This is a genomic window from Streptomyces sp. DSM 116795, from assembly GCF_055792905.1.
In genome coordinates this window covers 893,191-910,015 of record NZ_CM147707.1, presented here as the reverse complement: position 1 = coordinate 910,015, position 16,825 = coordinate 893,191, and the positions used below count along the sequence as shown (strand labels likewise).

General features: G+C 70.3%; 15 protein-coding genes. 8 read left to right on the top strand and 7 right to left on the bottom strand.

All coding sequences use genetic code 11. The features are described from left to right. Positions 1-2: 2 nt before the first annotated feature. Complete coding sequence (gene pntB / locus ACSMXX_RS03895) at positions 3-1,481, top strand: Re/Si-specific NAD(P)(+) transhydrogenase subunit beta (RefSeq protein ID WP_473182630.1); 1,479 nt, start codon at positions 3-5, stop codon at positions 1,479-1,481. A gap of 177 nt (positions 1,482-1,658) precedes the next feature. Then, positions 1,659-2,093 (top strand): VOC family protein, encoded by a 435-nt coding sequence (locus ACSMXX_RS03890; protein WP_473182629.1) that lies wholly within the window; start codon positions 1,659-1,661, stop codon positions 2,091-2,093. A gap of 83 nt (positions 2,094-2,176) precedes the next feature. Here the strand turns inward: ACSMXX_RS03890 and ACSMXX_RS03885 are convergent, their stop codons facing one another. From ACSMXX_RS03885 to ACSMXX_RS03870, 4 genes are all read right to left on the bottom strand, one after another. Further along, positions 2,177-2,356, bottom strand: a complete 180-nt coding sequence (locus ACSMXX_RS03885) for a hypothetical protein (protein WP_473182628.1) — start codon at positions 2,354-2,356, stop codon at positions 2,177-2,179. Beyond that, the gene (locus tag ACSMXX_RS03880; protein ID WP_473182627.1) at positions 2,353-3,174 is read right to left on the bottom strand and encodes a hypothetical protein; all 822 of its coding nucleotides are present in this window, start codon (positions 3,172-3,174) and stop codon (positions 2,353-2,355) included. Before ACSMXX_RS03880 ends, ACSMXX_RS03885 begins: the two co-directional genes overlap by 4 nt. A 343-nt stretch (positions 3,175-3,517) precedes the next feature. Continuing rightward, complete coding sequence (locus tag ACSMXX_RS03875) at positions 3,518-5,119, bottom strand: GMC family oxidoreductase (protein ID WP_473182626.1); 1,602 nt, start codon at positions 5,117-5,119, stop codon at positions 3,518-3,520. Between the two features lie 127 nt (positions 5,120-5,246). Then, on the bottom strand, positions 5,247-5,705 hold the full coding sequence (locus ACSMXX_RS03870) for an ATP-binding protein (RefSeq protein WP_473182625.1): 459 nt from the start codon (positions 5,703-5,705) through the stop codon (positions 5,247-5,249). A 404-nt stretch (positions 5,706-6,109) separates the two neighbouring features. On the opposite strand from ACSMXX_RS03870, the gene ACSMXX_RS03865 reads away from it, so the two are divergent. Next, positions 6,110-6,616 carry a hypothetical protein gene (locus ACSMXX_RS03865; RefSeq protein WP_473182624.1) on the top strand — a complete coding sequence of 169 codons (507 nt, stop codon included), beginning with the start codon at positions 6,110-6,112 and terminating at the stop codon, positions 6,614-6,616. 60 nt (positions 6,617-6,676) lie between these two features. Here the strand turns inward: ACSMXX_RS03865 and ACSMXX_RS03860 are convergent, their stop codons facing one another. Then, on the bottom strand, positions 6,677-7,255 hold the full coding sequence (locus ACSMXX_RS03860) for a dihydrofolate reductase family protein (RefSeq protein WP_473182623.1): 579 nt from the start codon (positions 7,253-7,255) through the stop codon (positions 6,677-6,679). 246 nt (positions 7,256-7,501) lie between these two features. Here ACSMXX_RS03860 and ACSMXX_RS03855 point away from each other — a divergent pair, with 246 nt between their 5' ends. Both ACSMXX_RS03855 and ACSMXX_RS03850 read left to right on the top strand, forming a co-directional pair. Continuing rightward, entirely contained in the window at positions 7,502-8,356 is an 855-nt protein-coding gene (locus tag ACSMXX_RS03855) for a helix-turn-helix domain-containing protein (protein ID WP_473184616.1), read from the top strand. After that, entirely contained in the window at positions 8,353-8,565 is a 213-nt protein-coding gene (locus ACSMXX_RS03850; protein ID WP_473182622.1) for a DUF397 domain-containing protein, read from the top strand. The genes ACSMXX_RS03855 and ACSMXX_RS03850 overlap by 4 nt, the downstream gene beginning before the upstream one ends. 103 nt (positions 8,566-8,668) lie before the next feature. On the opposite strand, the gene ACSMXX_RS03845 is transcribed toward ACSMXX_RS03850, so the two are convergent. Then, complete coding sequence (locus ACSMXX_RS03845) at positions 8,669-9,871, bottom strand: acyl-CoA dehydrogenase family protein (RefSeq protein ID WP_473182621.1); 1,203 nt, start codon at positions 9,869-9,871, stop codon at positions 8,669-8,671. Positions 9,872-10,432: 561 nt separating this feature from the next. On the opposite strand from ACSMXX_RS03845, the gene ACSMXX_RS03840 reads away from it, so the two are divergent. The 3 genes from ACSMXX_RS03840 to dapE all read left to right on the top strand — a co-directional run bounded on the left by ACSMXX_RS03840 (position 10,433) and on the right by dapE (position 14,888). Continuing rightward, a complete protein-coding gene (locus ACSMXX_RS03840; protein WP_473182620.1) occupies positions 10,433-11,626 on the top strand; it encodes a Glu/Leu/Phe/Val dehydrogenase dimerization domain-containing protein in 1,194 nt (397 codons plus the stop codon). 596 nt (positions 11,627-12,222) lie between these two features. Next, positions 12,223-13,653 (top strand): amino acid permease, encoded by a 1,431-nt coding sequence (locus tag ACSMXX_RS03835; RefSeq protein ID WP_473184615.1) that lies wholly within the window; start codon positions 12,223-12,225, stop codon positions 13,651-13,653. A 50-nt stretch (positions 13,654-13,703) separates the two neighbouring features. Next, complete coding sequence (dapE, locus tag ACSMXX_RS03830) at positions 13,704-14,888, top strand: succinyl-diaminopimelate desuccinylase (RefSeq protein WP_473184614.1); 1,185 nt, start codon at positions 13,704-13,706, stop codon at positions 14,886-14,888. Here dapE and ACSMXX_RS03825 read toward each other — a convergent pair. Next, complete coding sequence (locus ACSMXX_RS03825) at positions 14,878-16,584, bottom strand: helix-turn-helix domain-containing protein (RefSeq protein WP_473182619.1); 1,707 nt, start codon at positions 16,582-16,584, stop codon at positions 14,878-14,880. The genes dapE and ACSMXX_RS03825 overlap by 11 nt on opposite strands. Positions 16,585-16,825: the final 241 nt, after the last annotated feature.

Genomic DNA, 16,825 nt, shown 5'->3' with positions numbered 1-16,825 from the left:
CCATGACTGCCACCACATCCGCCCAGGCCGCGGATCTCGTCGCGGCCCTGCTGTTCATCCTCAGCCTGGCCGGGCTCTCCCAGCACCGTACGTCCCGTGCCGGCGTCGGCTTCGGCATCGCCGGCATGGGGCTGGCGCTGCTCGCCACCGTCGTGCTCGCCGCGCGCGAGATCTCCGTGACCGCCACTCTCCTGATCCTCGTGGCGATGGCGATCGGGGCCGTCGCGGGTCTGTGGCGCGCCCGTCTCGTGGCGATGACGGAGATGCCCGAACTCATCGCGATCCTGCACAGCTTCGTCGGAGTCGCTGCCGTACTGGTCGGCTGGAACAGCTACTTCGAGGTCGAGGCGAAGGGGGACGCGCAGCACGTCGTCCCCGCCGAGCTGCTGTCGATCCACCACGCCGAGGTGTTCATCGGCATCTTCATCGGCGCCGTCACCTTCACCGGTTCGGTCGTCGCCTTCCTCAAGCTGTCCGCGCGGATCAAGTCGCAGCCGCTGATGCTGCCGGGCAAGAACGCGCTCAACCTCGGCGCCCTGGCCGCCTTCGTGGCGCTCACGGTCTGGTTCACCATCGCTCCGAGCCTGGGGCTGATGATCGCCGTGACCGTGCTGGCTCTTCTCCTCGGCCTGCACCTCGTCGCCTCGATCGGCGGCGGCGACATGCCCGTCGTGGTCTCCATGCTCAACAGCTACTCGGGCTGGGCCGCGGCCGCCGCGGGCTTCCTTCTCGACAACAACCTGCTCATCGTCACGGGGGCGCTGGTCGGCTCCTCCGGTGCGTACCTGTCGTACATCATGTGCAAGGGCATGAACCGGTCGTTCATCTCGGTGATCGCCGGCGGCTTCGGCATCGAGGCCCCGTCGGGCGGCGACGACGAGCAGGGCGAGCACCGGGAGACGAGCGCGGAGGACGCCGCCGAACTGCTCGGCGCCGCAAGCTCCGTGATCATCACCCCGGGCTACGGAATGGCCGTCGCACAGGCCCAGCACCCGGTGGCCGAGCTGACCCGCACCCTGCGCGAACGCGGCGTCGAGGTCCGCTTCGGCGTCCACCCCGTCGCCGGGCGGCTGCCGGGACACATGAACGTCCTGCTGGCAGAGGCGAAGGTGCCCTACGACGTCGTCCTGGAGATGGACGAGATCAACGACGACTTCGAGCAGACGTCTGTCGTCCTCGTCATCGGCGCCAACGACACCGTCAACCCGGCCGCCGCGGAGGACCCCACCAGCCCGATTGCGGGCATGCCGGTGCTGCGCGCCTGGGAGGCGGAGAACGTGATCGTCTTCAAGCGCTCGATGGCCTCCGGATACGCGGGAGTTCAGAACCCGCTGTTCTTCCGGGAGAACACCGCGATGCTCTTCGGCGACGCGAAGCAGAGCGTGGAGAACATCCTCCGGGCGCTGGACGACGCGGGGTCTTCGGGTTCCGCGTCCGGCGGCGGCGCGGGGAGGCAGCCGGCGGGCGCCTCGGCGGAGTGACAGCCACGCACCCGGCCCCCGGCCGCCCGGCACTCGGGCGACCGGGGGCCGCGTACGTGCGCCAGAACATGCGTCGGCACCGAGCTCGGCGTGGCTGACAGTTCGTCGCCGTGCACCCGGCAACATGCGGATTCAAACCGGGAGATGAGCAACAGGGCCCCCTGCTATGGTGCGCCGATGTCATCGGTCAAGCAGTTCCAAGTCGCCTTCGACTGCGCGGAACCTGAGCGCGTCGCTCGATTCTGGTGCGAGGTGTTGGGGTACGTCGTACCGCCGCCACCGGAGGGGTTCGCCACTTGGGACGCTTTCGACCGCTCCCAGCCTCCTGAGGAGCGGGGTTCGTGGTTCGTATGCGTTGATCCCTCAGGTGTGGGCCCGCGACTGTTCTTTCAACGCGTTCCCGAAGGCAAGGCCGCCAAGAACCGGGTGCATCTTGACGTGCGGGCCGGCACCGGACTCGTAGGCGAAGAGCGTCTGGCCACGCTTGAGGCCGAATGCGCACGGCTGGTCGCGCTCGGCGCCACCCACGTGCAAACGCTGTATGCCGATGAGGAGAACGAGTCGTGCATCCCAATGCTGGACATCGAGGGCAACGAGTTCTGTCTCGACTGAGCATCCTCCGAGACGGTGAGGTGGGGAGCCGTCTCCCATCGGGCCACTCTTGCGGCAGTCCCATTGTTGGTCGAGTACCGGGCTCAGCCCGGTGAACGGGGCCGGCTCCCGGTAGGCCCGGCCGACGGTGCTGACGGCCAGGCGGCGATGGTCGGCAGCTTGGTGCCCACGGTCGGTGTGCGGTCCTGGATCTGCCGGGCGAGCTGCTGGGCGCGGAGCTGCTCGAACGGCGGGATGGGCGACGCCGAGTCGATGACGATCATCGGTTCGCCGGTGCGCTCGTGGCGTGCCCGCGCCGCCGTGCCGCTAGCGCGGTCCACACAGTGATCAGGGCGAGCGTGAACGCGCCCAGGGCGACGAAGACAATCCAGGCAGTGATCCACCAGTCAGGCACGGTGTCGAGCACCGAAACGGTCGGCAGGCACCACACCACGGTTGGTGTGGTGGCGTCGCGGGCGTCCTCGCCCCGCATGATGCCGTCGGCGGTCAGCGAGGCCTCGTCGTCGGCCACGACCGGGTGCGTCAGAACATGGCGCAGCTGGACAATCATGCCGACCGCGACCCCGCACAGCCCGATGAGCAGGATCAGTGCCGCGTACCGCGCGGTGGAGTCCTGCACGGTCAGGGCACCGATCGCCAGCACCGTCGCGCCCGCGAAGGTGGCAACCGCGAACGCGGCACGCGGACCGCCGAGCACGGTGCGCCAGCCGAGCCGGACCGGGTGGGCCGCCCGTCGCGGCAACGTCGCGCCGGCCCGCCGGTCGACCCGCCGCACCCACAAGCCCAGCAGCGACTGGGCCAGCACCAACCCCACCACCAGCAACGTCAAGACCAGCAGCGACCAGCGCGGGTACGACCCGGACCCGTCAACCGCGGCGCCGGCAGTCCGGTCGACGGAGTAGACAAGGGCGACCGCGAGGATGAACGCGGCAGGCAGGACAGCAGCTGCCAGACGGGCACGTTGCCGGGCCGCCAGACGCGTGGCCAGCAACGGTGTCGGCCGGACGTCGGCCAGGCCGTGCATGGCCAACCACACGCTGACCCGCTTTATATCCGTCGGACCCATCGACTGGTCAGTCATCCGGCAACCTTCCTTTCAGCATCACCCTATGTCTCAAGCCTTGTCTCAGTACAGTGCGTCAAGCTTTGCGACAAGTCAACGCCGCCGACTGGAAAGGTCTGTCCGCGGTACGGCCCGCGCGGGCCGCAGTCCGCGACCGGGTACTGCGGTTGGCTGGTTCTGCAGCACGCATCGAACGCCACGGGTGAGGTGGTCGTGGGCTTGGACGGGGTGCCGGTCCGGGCACGGCACACTCCAACGCGCCACGTCGCGCACCCACGAGCAACTGTCGGCCGTGCGGCCGGAGTTCATACTTGGCGGGCGTCGGCGTCGCGTTTGGCCGGCGGCGCCGCGTCAGCTGCGGTCAGGCGTCTCCGAGGATGAAGTCGGCCGCGCGCCAGGCCAGCGCTGAGACCGGCCCGTTGAGGTTGCCGGAAACCATGATCGGCAGCACCGAGGCGTCCACGACACGCAGATTGGCCACGCCGCGGACGCGCAGGCGCGAGTCGACCACGTCGTCGTCGTTCGGCCCCATGGCGGCGGTCCCGATGGCGTGGTACCCGCAGCCGCCCGCGACCAGCCCGGCGTCGATGATCTCCTGGTCGGTCTGCACCTCGTGTCCCGGCGCGGTTTCGTGCTCGATCCGGTTCGTGAGCGGCGCGGTGGAGAAGAGCCGGCGGACGGCGCGGAAGACGTCCACGGAGGTCGTGCGGTCGTGCTCGGTGGCGAAGTAGCCCGGGTCGATGTCCAGCGATGCGTCCGGATCCGCCGACGTGATGCGGACGCCGCCTTCGCTGTCCGGGCGCAGCATGTAGGCGAGGCACATCATGCCCGGCTCCCGCTCGGCCTGGATGCTCTTGCCGGGCTCGGGGGGCAGCAGCGAGTACGGCGCGATCTGCAGTTGCGCGTCGGGGCGGTCGAGCTCCGTGCGGGTCTTGAGGAAACCGACGATGTCGGACGCCGGCGCGGCCATCGGCCCGCCCCCGGTCGCTTCGTACTCAGCCTGCGCCTGCTTCACGCCCTCCGGAGTGCCGAGAAGGCGGTTGTACCCGATGTCCTCGGTGAGCCGGAACTGCAGTAAGAACACGCGGTGTTCGCGCATCCGGGCGCCGACGTTCGGGCTGTCCACCACGACGCCGACCCCGGCGGCGGCCAGTGTCGCGTGATCCCCGATACCGGACAGCTGCAGGATCTTCGGCGTGGCCAGCGCACCGGAGGAAAGGATCACCTCGCGCGTGGCGCGGTACTCGACGGCCCGTCCGTCCTGCCGGCCCTGGATGCCGACTGCCCGGGCACCGTCGAGCACGACCCGGTCGACGGATGTGCGCAGCGCGACGGTCAGGTTGGGCCGGTCCATGACCGGGTGGAGGAACGCGTCTGCCGCGCTGCACCGCCGGCCGTCGCGGATCGTCGTCATCGTGTAGCCGATGCGTTCGTCGTCGGCCTCGTTGTGGTCCCGCGTCCGCTGCCATCCGAGCTCGGTACCAGCGGTGATCACGTCCTCGAGCAGCGGGTCACCGCCGTCCGTGGTCGACACGTGCAACGGGCCGCCCGCACCGCGCAGTTCGGAGGCCCCGAGCTCGTTGTCCTCGATCGTCCTGAAGACCGGGAGCATGTCGTCCCAGCCCCACCCAGGGTTGCCGAGGGCGGCCAGCGCGTCGTAGTCGGCGCGGTTCCCGCGGGTGTACACCATGCCGTTGACCGAACTCGACCCACCGAGGGTCTTGCCCCGCACCCAGTGCTCGATCTGCTGGGCCGGCCCGAACGGGCGGGTCGGATAGTGCCACGCGGTGGTGGGGTCGCCCAGCAGTTCACCGAATCCTCGCGGCACGGCGATGAGTGGGTTCGTGTCCTGCCCGCCTGCCTCGACCAACAGGACGTTCACGCCGGGGGCTGCGGAGAGCCGGTTGGCGAGCACGCACCCCGCGGTGCCGGCGCCGACGATGACGTAGTCGAACTGTGCCACGGAAATTCCCCCTCTTTCGGTGCGGTCCCCAGAGCTGGAGGCTATCCGCATGCCGTCGCCGTCGGCCCCGAACACGGCCTGACCGGTGACGAGTACGGCACCTGACCGGTGAGGAGTACGGCAACGGTCAGCGGCAGTACGGGAGTTGATACTCCGCCCACACGGTCTTGCCCGGTCCGTCACCGCGCGGCCGCCAGCCCCAGTGGGCCGCGAGCGCCGCGACGAGCAGCAGGCCCTGGCCGCTGTCGCAGCTGTCGGACCGTGCGGAGGCGACGGGCACGCACTCGGACCGGGTGTCGGTGACCTCGACGCGCACGGTCGAGCCGAGCGCGGTCAGCACCAGACGGAAGTCGCGGCCCGGAACCCGGCCGTGCTGCACCGCGTTGGCGGCGAGCTCGGCGACGATCAGGGTCAGAGCGTCGTGCGCGGTGCTGTCGTACGGGATGTCCCACGTCTCCAGCCTGTTCCCGGCCAGGCGGCGGGCGAGGCGTGCCCCGCGCGGGGTGGAGCTGAACCGCATCGCGAAGTGGCCTACGCGGGCTGGAACATGAGCCACGCGAACAGGTGGAACCGTCTCATTGGTCATGCCCGCAACGCTTCCGCCGGTGGCGTAGCGTGACCAGTGGTGACGCGCTGCGAGCCGGTCGTTGTACGCGGGGGTGCGGGGCGTTGTACGCGATGCGTGGCGTGACCGACGTTGCGAGGACGGGGTTGGGGCGGGGGAGTGGTCGCCGATGGGGAGGTCTACCGCCCGGACGCGCGGCTCCACTGGACGAGATCGCCGACGAGCCTGTGCAGCGCATGCGAGAGCCGGCCCGCGTCGGGTAGCCCCGAGCAACCACAGTCACTGCGGCTCAACACGACGCCGTCCATGGCGGCTTCCAGGACTGCGTCCGCACCGTTCAACCGGAAGCCGATGCAGTGTCATGGCCCACCGCGGTAGCTTCCGCGAACCTTGTCCAGACAACTAGACCCTCAGAGGTTGCTTCAATGGGCTTTTTCGACAGACTGACCGGCACCATACGGCCGGATAGCGGGATCGCTCCGCGCCCCGTCGAGGACGTGCGAGCCATGATCCTCGGGCTCAACGGGCCGGACGTCCCATACGTCGTGCGCAACAGCACACCTGACGAAGGGGCCGATCTTGTCGCGGAGTGGCGGCTAAGGGAGCCGGCCTGGCAAGCCTTCTTCGCAAGAACCCAGATAAGCCGCGCTCTTCAGATCCGAATGCGCTTTGAACCAGCGGACCATGAGGTTCGTACTCTCGACCACCAGTGGAAGATCAAGTGGATCGGGGGTGTTCCGGTGGCAGCCAGCCACACCAGGGGACAGGCGAAGACTGTCTCCCGGCAGTGGACGATCGGGCGAGGGGCCGACGGTCGTCTTGGGATGACGGAGAGCTTCAATTTCGACACCTCGGACCTGAAAGACCCTCTGAGAGATGCGGTCCTCAAGGCCGGATGGACATGGCGCGGAGTCGTCTACGGCAAGCTGTGACAGTTGCCGTTACGCGGGCCGGGGCAGGGTAACCGGTGCCACGCACAGCCATGGATGGACTCAGACATGCAGGGTGGGCCGGTAGATGAGCTCTTGGACGTGGCCGTCGAGCGTCCGGCGCTCTGTCAGTTCGAGGTCGAAGTCGGCCGCACCCTGGAAGACCGGGTCCAGCCCGGTCTGACCGGTGATCACCGGGAAGAGCGTCACCTGGACGCGGTCGACCAGACCGGCGGCCATCAGCGCCCGGTTCATCGACAGGCTGCCGTGTGAGCGCAGCGGTACGTCGGACTCCTCCTTGAGCCGCGCGACGACGTCGACGGCGTCACCGCTCACGAGGTCCGCATCCGGCCAGTCGAGGGGCCCTTCCAGTGTGGTCGACACCACCGTTGCCGGCAGGCCCCGCATCCGAGTGACCCACGGGTCACGCACGTCGGACTCCTCGGTGCTCGAGGCCAGCATCTGCGCGAACGCCCTGTACGTGTTGGCCCCGAGGACCATCCGCTGCTCCTCGCGGTACAGGGCCAGGCGGTGGTCGAGAAGCTCGGGGCCTTGCTTGCCCCAGTAGCCGGTCCAGTTGCCGCCGGCGGCGCCGAAGCCGTCGAGGCTGGAGAAGACGTCGAATGTGTAGGCAGCGGTCATGATGCTCTCCTCGAGTGCGGTTGATCGCCTGTCGGGGATGCAGACCGGCAACCACGGCGAAACTCATTGCCCGTCACCTTCCGGGAGACGGCCGCGCTGGATGCGGCCCCAGGGCTTCCGCGGGTGGCGTAGCGTGACCAGTGGTGACGCGCTGCAGGCAGTGGTTGTACGCGATGCACGGCGTGACCGCTGTTGCGAGGACGGCGTTGGGCGGGGGAGTGGTCGCCGATGGGGTCAGAGATGCCGATGACGCAAGGTGAGGGTGAGCCGGGAGCCGACGCCGCGGCGCGTCCGGAGGACGAGCCGGGGACGGGTGTGGTCGTCGCGTTCGGCCGCCAGTTGAAGCTGCTGCGCACCCAAGCAGGGCTGGACCGTGCGGAGTTCGGGAAGCGCACGGGTTATGCCCCGCAGTCCATCGCCTCCTTCGAGCAGGGTCGGCGCATTCCGCCGCCCAGGCTCATCGACCGCGCGGACGAAGTGCTGGAAGCCGGGGGAGTGCTCACGGCGTTGAAGGAAGAGGTCCTGCGGGCGCAATACCCGGCGTTCTTCCGTGACATGGCCAAGTTGGAGGCCAGAGCCATCGGCCTGTGCGTGTATGCGAACCATGCGGTGCCGGGCCTCTTGCAGACAGCCGAGTACGCGGGAGCTGTCTTCCGGATGCGACGGCCCTTGCTGGAAGACGAGGTAATCGAGCAGAGATTGGCTGCGCGGATGGCCCGTCAAGAGATCATTATCCGCAGACCTGCACCACTGCTGAGCTTCGTCATCGAGGAAGTGGTGCTCCGAAAACCGATCGGTGGCCGCGGCGTCGTTCGAGGACAGCTGGAGCAGATTCTGCTGGCAGGGCAGAAGCGCAATGTGGAGATCCAGGTGATGCCCACCGACCGCGAGGATCACGCGGCAATGGGCGGGCCGTTCACCTTGATCGAGACCGGCGAGGGCCAGCGGATTGCCTACACGGAGGTGCAGGAGGACAGTCGCATGTACACGGGCCATCGAAGGGTCCATGAACTGGAATCGCGCTATAGCATCCTGCGGTCACAGGGGCTCACCCCGAGCGAGTCCCTGGCCTTCATCGAAGATCTGCTGGGAGTGGAATGAGCGACAAGACACCTGGGTGGGCTCTTCCGGAGTCGGCGTGGTTCAAGAGCAGCTACAGCGACGGCGGCGGCGGCGAGTGCGTGGAAGTCGCCGCCGCGCCCGGCGCCGTGTATGTGCGGGACTCGAAGGTTGCCGCCGGGTCGGTGCTCGCGGTCGCGCCCGAGGCGTGGACCGCATTCGTCGGGATGGCGGCCGACCGGCGCGGCTGATCCGTAACCGGGCCGGGGGCTGCCACACATCGCGTGCCGCAGCCCCCGCTCACGTCCGGACCGGCAGCCCGGGACATCGACCCGGCCGGGAGACCGGCCCCCGTCAGGCCACCCCCAGCCTCCGGGCGGAGGCCTGCGGCGCCAGCCGTTGTGACCACTGGCCGCGGGAGGTGCCCAGGGCGGTCTCGGCGAGGCGGTGGACCTGGATGTCGCCCGTGCCGGCGGGAGCGTAGGTGTGGTACGCGTCACGGACGAGGCGTTCGAGGGGACGGTCGGTCTGGAGGCCGGCAGCCGCGTGGATCTCCATGGCGGTGCGGGAGGAGTCGAGGGCCGCTTCGACGTTGATGTACTTCGCGTGCATCAGCTCCGCGTCGCACGGCTTGCCCTCGTCCAGGAGGTGCACGGCGTTGTAGGCGGTCAGCCTCGCGGTCATCAGCCGCGACTGCATCAGCCCGATCTTGTGCCGGACGGTGGGAAGATCCGCCAGGGGGCCGCCGTAGCGCCGGCGCTCCTGTACGAAGCGGGTGGTCTCGTCCATGATCGCCTGGTGGATGCCGAGTGAGACCGCCGTCAGGTTGGGCCGGCCGTAGAGAATGCTGGAGGAGTACGCGACGGCGAGGCCGTCCCCCTCTTCCCCGATCAGATTGGCGGCCGGTATCCGGCAGTCGTCGAGGACGAGCTCGCCGAAGCTGAAGCCGTGCAGGCCCATCGCTTGCTGGTGGGGGGTGAGCGAGAGGCCCGGCCGGTCCGACTCGACGAGGAACGCCGACAGACCCCTGGCGCCCGGGCCCGTACGGACGACGAAGCCGTGCACGTCGCCGACGTGGCTGTTGCCGACGAAGACCTTGCGGCCGTTCAGGACGTAGTCGCCGTCCTCCCGGCGGGCGGTGGCCTCCATGCCCAGGACGTGGCCGCCGGATCCCGGCTCGGTGACCGCGATGGTGGGCAGGCACGAACCGTCGGCGAACCTCGGCAGCCATTCGCGCTTCTGCCGATCGGTCCCGAAGTGGATGACCTTGGCAACGCCCAGCTGGGACGCCTGCACCATCGCGCCCATGGCGCCGCTGACGCGTGAGAGCTCCTCGATGACGATGGTCTTGGCGAGGTGGCCCGCGCCCATGCCGCCGTAGGCGGGGTCGATGGTCACGCCGATCCAGCCCTGCTGGGCGATCAGCGCGGACACTTCGTGTTCGACGGTCGCGGAGGATTCCATCTCCGCCACCCGCGGGGCGACCTTGGCCTCCGCGAATTCCCTCACCTGCTGGCGAAGACGCTCGTGATCTTCGGTCACGTACGAGGTGGACATCTCACTTCCACTTTCTCCCCCGGGCGGTTCTTGATCGGTCGGAGTGGGCGCCGCCCCTCGGTGCGGCAGGGGCGGAAGAGCCGGTACCCATCAGCCCGGAAGGGGGCGTAACGGACATCGGCGTCATGGGTGAGCGCTGGGTCGGATGCAGGGATGTGGAGGTTGAGCCGGCGCCCTGGGCGGAACGGCCCGGCACGCTTCTCGAAATCGCCGGCCCCCGTGAAGCCGTCCGCGTGGCCGTCGGTCGCCGACAGAACCATTGCGGTGCGAGGGGGCCGGTACCAGGTGAGCGGCGAGCTCTCCCGGCCTGGCTTGCAGAACCAATAGAGCACCATGTGCGACGGCTGTCGAGGGTGATGCGGCCGAAGTCACAGACGGGTTCGCGGTGATCTTCGCCGTCACCGCGGACGGGTGCGGGGGTCGGCCGCGCGCCTGGGGACCGGCCCGCAGTCCGGTGAAGCGCCTCGTTGACATGGCTGCGACGCCTCCTGATACTGACTCGCTGTTCAGCTGCGACCGCCGTCACCGTCCTGGAGGCACCATGCCGGACCGGGCCCTGCGATGAGCACGACTCCCGCACACGCCCCGCTTGTCTCCCTGACGTGGACCGACCATGTGACGGGCCGCGAGGGCTACTTGGTCATAGACCGTCTCGTACGAGGCGTCTCCAGCGGCGGCCTGCGGATGCGCAAGGGCTGCACGCCGGCCGAAGTCGCGGGCCTGGCACGCGGGATGACGATGAAGGAGGCGCTGCACTACGACCCGCAGGGCCGCTACGTTCCACTCGGCGGAGCCAAGGGCGGCATCGACTGCGATCCGCAGGACCCGGAGGCCTACGGCGTACTCGTGCGCTACCTGCGCGCGATGCGCCCGCACATCGAGCACTTCTGGACCACGGGCGAGGACCTTGGACTGACGCAGACGACCGTGGATTCCGCGGCCGCCGAAGCCGGCCTGTCCTCCACCATCCAGGCCGTCTACCCGCTTCTCGACGACGAGGGCAGCGCGCGGCGGCGGCTCGATGCGGCCTTCGCCGTCGAAGTGGACGGCATCGGGCTCGACGAGCTGGTGGGCGGATGCGGCGTCGCCGAAGCGGTGCTCGCGGCACTCGACAGGGCAGGGGTCGCGTACGGGTCGGCCCGCGCCGCCGTGCAGGGGCTGGGCACCATGGGCGGCGCCACGGCCCGCTTCCTCTCGCGTGCCGGGCTGAAGATCGTCGCGGTGGCCGACGTCGAGGGGACCATCGCCGACCCCGGCGGGCTGGACGTGGAGGTCCTCCTCGCGGCCCGTGACGCGTACGGCGCCGTTGACCGCTCGGCGCTGCCCCCGGGCAACAGGCTGCTGCCGGGCGGCGCTTGGCTCGCCACCGATGCGGAGGTGCTGGTCCCGGCGGCGGTCTCGTACGCCGTCGACACCGTCAACCAGTCGCAGATCACCGCCCGTTGGGTCGTCGAGGCGGCCAACATGCCGGTGCTGCCGGAGGCCGAGGAACTGCTCGCCGCACGCGGAATCACCGTACTGCCGGACGTCGTCGTCAACTCCTGTACGAACGCGTGGTGGTGGTGGACGCTCTTCGGCGACATCGGGGCCGACGCCGATGAGGCGTTCGCGTACACCCGCCGCTCGATGCGCGCCCTGACCGGCCTGATGCTCGCCCGCGCCGAAGCCGACGGCACGACCCCGCGGGCGGCCGCCCACGCCATCGCGGCCGAACGGCTGCCGGTCATCGCGGAGCGATTCGGACGGTACCGCTGAACGACGGGCCCCGCCCTCACTCATGAAGGGGCGGGACTCGGCAGCCGACTGCACGCTTCGCCGCGGACGACGCGCTCGTCCGGGAACTGGCCGTCGACCGGCGGGCGTTGACGTCCGCTGCCGGACGGTCCGCGGCCCGCCCGAGCGGGTGTCCAACCGGGCTTGCGGCGCCCGGCGCACCGGGTTCGGGCCGGACGGAGACGGCCGCCCGCCCGGTGTCCCGGGCATCTCGGCCGCGGGCACCGTTTCTCCAGCCGTTCTGCTCTCGCGTCCCTGGCCCGGCGCATGCCGGACCGCTTTGGCCGATCGGACAGCCATTTCCGGGTCTCGTTGGCTTCGGGCGACAGCACATGACCACTCTCCATCGCGCATGATCGCCGCATTCGCGATGAAGGGAAGCCACGGTGGAGCCGGAGAAGCAGCAAGCAGCGGGCGGGTCCGCCACCTCAGGGCCCGAGCGGCCTGAGCGGTCAGGGAACGAGCGGTCCGAGCGGTCCGAGCCGCCCGCGCGGTCAGGGAGCGAGCGGTCAGGGAACGGTCACCCGCACGCCCAGGAGCAGCCCCGCCCGTACGGGACGCGCACGCGCACCCGCGCCCTGTCCGCGAGGATGGCGCGGCGCAAGCCCGTCGAGGATCTGGCACAGGCCGCCGCGGCCGGCCCGCTGCGGCGGACGCTGGGCGTCGGCCAGCTCACGATGATCAGCGTCGGGGCGACGCTGGGCACCGGCATCTTCGTCGTACTCGGTGAGGCGGTGCCGCTGGCCGGGCCAGCCGTGATGGTGTCCTTCGTGCTCGCCGGTCTCACGGCTCTGTTCTCGGCGCTTTCCTACGCCGAACTGGCAGGCATGATCCCGGCGTCGGGCTCCTCGTACTCCTACACCTACGCGACGCTGGGCGAGTTGGTGGCCTGGGTGTGCGGCTGGTGTCTGATCCTTGAGTACGGGGTGTCGGTCGCGGCCGTCGCGGTGGGCTGGGCGCAGTACGTCAACGAACTGCTCCAGCTGACGACAGGTTTCGCCCTGCCCGACGCGCTCAGCCGGCCCATGGGTGACGGCGGAGGAATCGTCAACGTACCCGCCGTGGTCGTCGTGTTGCTGGCCATGGTCGTGCTGCTGGGCGGCGCGAAGGAGAGCGCGCGGGTGAACGCGGCGATGGTCGCCGTCAAGGTGGGCGCCCTGCTGGTGTTCTGTGCGGTGGCGTTCACCGCGCTGGATGCCGGCAACTTCCAGCCGCTCTTCCCCCTCGGCTTCGCGGGTGTGAGTGCGGCGGGAGCCACCCTGTTCTTCTCGTACATCGGGTTCGACGCGGCCTCCACCGCGGGTGAGGAGGCCAGGAATCCGCAACGCGACCTTCCCCGGGCGATCATCCTCTCCCTGGTCCTCATCACCGTGGTCTACTGCCTGGTTGCACTGGCCGCGGTGGGTGCCATGCCGTGGCAGCGCTTCGAGGGAACGGAAGCGGCGCTGAGCCAGGTGCTCGTGCACAGCGCCGGCGGAGGCGTGCTGTGGCCGGTGGTGCTCTCCGCGGGGGCGGTCGTGGCGACGACGAGCGTGGTGCTCGCCGTGCTCTACGGACAGACCCGCATCCTCTTCGCCATGTCCCGCGACCGGCTGATCCCGCGGCTCTTCTCCCGCGTGCACCCTCGTACCGGAGTGCCGCGGGCCAACACCGTGCTGGTCGCCCTGTTCATCGCGGTGCTCGCCGCGCTCGTCCCGCTGGGCAGCCTTGCCGACGCCACCAGCATCGGCACGCTGTTCGCCTTCGGCCTGGTGAACGTCGCGGTGGTGATCCTCAGGCGCAGGCGCCCCGACGCTCCGCGCGGTTTCCGCGTCCCGCTGTCCCCGCTGACTCCACTGCTCGGGGTGGCCTGCTGCGCGTACATGATGACCAGCCTGGGTGCGGAGACCTGGTTCGTCTTCGCCATGTGGATGCTCGCCGGGCTGGCCGTCTACCTTCTCTACGGGATCCGGCACTCGGCGCTCCACCGCGCCGCCCCGGACGAGTCCGCGAGGGACTCCACCTCGTGAACCCGAACGCGAACGTGAACCTGAACCTGAACGCGGACGTAAACGCGAACGTGAACGCGGGCGGCGCCACGGGCGCCGCAGGACCGCACGCTCTCGATCTCACGGCCGATGTCGCCGAACTCGCCCGGCAGCTCGTGGACATCCCCTCCGAGAGCGGAGAGGAGGCAGCGCTGGCGGACGCCGTGGAGGCGGCGCTGCGACCCGTACCGCATCTGGATGTCGAGCGGCATGGCAACTCCGTCGTCGCCCGTACCGCTCTCGGACGTCCTGAACGCGCCGTTCTCGCGGGGCACTTGGACACAGTGCCCGCGGCGGGCAACCTTCCCTCACGCCGGGACGGCGGGCGCCTGTACGGGCTCGGGGCCTGCGACATGAAGGGCGGCGTCGCGGTGGCGCTGCGCCTCGCCGCGACGGTGAGCGCGCCGGTCCGCGACCTGACGTACGTCTTCTACGAGTGCGAGGAGGTCACGGCCGACCGCAACGGACTCGCCCGCATCGCCTCCGTGCGCCCCGGCCTTCTCGACGGCGACCTGGCAATCCTGCTCGAACCCTCCGACGGGCGCGTGGAGTTGGGATGCCAGGGCATCGTGACGGCGGAGATCACGGTCCGCGGGGAACGGGCGCACACCGCACGCGCGTGGCAAGGACGCAACGCCGTACACCGGGCCGCGGATCTCCTTCGGCGACTGGAGGAGTACGACGAACGCGTGGCGCGGCATGCCACGGACGTCGAGATCGACGGACTGGTCTACCGGGAAGGGCTGAACGCGGTCGCCGTACGGGCCGGAGTGGCAGAGAACGTCGTGCCCGACGAATGCGTGATCACCGTCAACTTCCGCTTCGCGCCGAACCGTTCACCCGACGAGGCGACGTCCTGGCTGCGCGGCTTCCTCAACGGCGTCGACGGCCTCGACGGCCTTGAGGGCCATGAGGGCCAAAACGGTCACGACAGCCACCGCGGCCACGATGCCTGCGAGCTGCGGGTGACCGACGTGGCGGCGGGCGCCCCGACGGGACTGCACCTTCCCGCCGTCGCCTCCCTCACGGCCGCACTGGGCGGGGCCCCACGGCCGAAGCTCGGCTGGACCGATGTCGCACGGTTCGCCGCGCTGGGGGTGCCGGCGCTCAACTACGGCCCGGCCGACCCGTCGCTGGCACACACCGCGGGCGAGTATGTGCCGGTGCGTCAGCTGACCGACTGCGAGGAGCGGCTGCGCGGCTGGCTCACGGGCTGACGTCTTCGCCCCTGTCCCCGTCCGGCCGCCGCAGGGTGCGCAAGTGCAGCCACAGCACCAGCCGTTCGTCGGGGTCGTCCAGATCGAGGCCGAGCTGCTGCCGCATCTGCCGCAGCCGGTAACGGCAGGTGTTGGGATGCACGGCGAGCCGCTTCGCCGCTCCCGCGACGTCACATCCCGCTTCCAGGTAGGCCAGCAGCGTCCTGGCGTACTCGGTGCCGTGGGAAGCGTCGTGCGAGAGCACGTCCCGCCACGGCCCCTCAGTCATGTCCGGGCGGTCCGCGAGCAGAGCGGAGAGCCGGAGCAGGGTGATTTTCGCCCGTACGTCGTCCACGGCTGCCACCGTCACATCCGCGCCGTCCCGCCGCCGTTGGAGCAGCACGCGCAGCGTGAGGTCGGTGTCGGCCCGCAGGGCGGCGGCCCGCTCCGGCCCTTCGGTGACGGGGCTCAGCCCGGCGACGACCGGGACGCGCAGCGAAGCGGCGGACCGCAGTGTGATGTCCCGGGCGAGCTGACGCTGGCGCCGCAGATCACGCTCGCCCGGCACGGGCAGCAGGGCGTAGACGACGCCGTCGACCAGAGTGCACGCCTGCAGCCCGTACCGGGCCTCGCACTGCAGCCGGACCAGATCGAGCAGGCGCAGCGCCGTCTGGTCGGCGCTCGCAGCGGTCAGTTCTTCGGCGAAGGTGAAGGCGGCCAGCCGCACCGCCGCGTCCTCGCGCAGCCCGAGCCGTGCCGCGGCGGGACCGGAGCGCGGGCCGCCGTCCAGGATGCGGCGCAGCAGATCGCCCTGGCGACTGCGGGCGAGTTCCTCGGCGGCCCGCGCCTGGAGCATGTGCAGTGCCACCGTCGACGCGCCCTGCGTCAGCAGGTCCGCCGCGTCGTCCGCGAGCGTCCCGTCGTCCACGACCCAGACGGACCCGAGCGCTTCGCCTCCCGCCCGTACGGCGACCGCGAGGCGCGGCAGCCCGGTGCCGCGTGCGGGGAAACGGCACACCCGGCCGGTGCGGAAGAGCTCCCGGTACTCCTCCGCGCTCTCGTCGTCCGGCGGCACCTGGAGGCCGAGGATGCCCTGCCGCCTCTCCTCGTCGGCGGTCTGTCCCGGCAGCGTGGAGTACGCGAGGATCCGCTGGCCCGTGTCCTCGATGGCGGTGGCACCGCCGACGGCCGTGGCCATGGCGTCGGCGAGGGAGAACAGGTCGCCGAGCGCTGATGCGCCGGGTGAACCGGGCGCGGAGCGCTGCGCGTTGAGCGCCGAGGCGATCAGCAGATGCAGATGGTGCCAGGGGACGTCCGCGTCGACGGTGAGCAGTGCCACGCCGTGCGCCCGCGCCGTAGCGAGCAGCGGGCTCTCCGCCGGACCGGCGTCCGCGGCGCTGCCCGCCCGGCCCGTGGGCTCTTCGGTCCCGCCGCCGGAGCCGGCCGGGCCGGGCTCCTTGATCACGACTCCCGACAGCCCGGCTTCGGCTGCCTCGGACAGCAGATCCGCCGCCGCCGGGTCCGCGGAGCGGACGCCGACAGCGAGCAGCAGCCCTCCGGGGGAACGGGGCAGCGGTGAGTGCGGATCGTGCAGCAGGACCTCGCCCACCGCGGCACTCGGTCCGGCGGGCGCCGCGCGCAGCCGCATCACCGGCTCACCCAGCACCTCAAACAGCCGTTCCAGAGTGCACGGGGGTCTGACGTGACCGGATTCCATGTGAGATCACGTCCATTCCCTGTCCGGACCGGTGTGGCAGCCGCCGAGTCTTCGCGGCATCGCTTTCGGCCGCTTTGGCCGATCGCACAACGATCTTGAGCCCGCCTTGCGCTGCTGTCCAGTTCACGGGAGCGGACGGCGCCCGAGACTCGAAGCCATGACGAGTGCGAACTGCGAGGCCGGGACGGCTGCGGCAGCGGCAACGGGTGCGGGTGCGGCAGCGCCAACAGCAGCCGCGGCG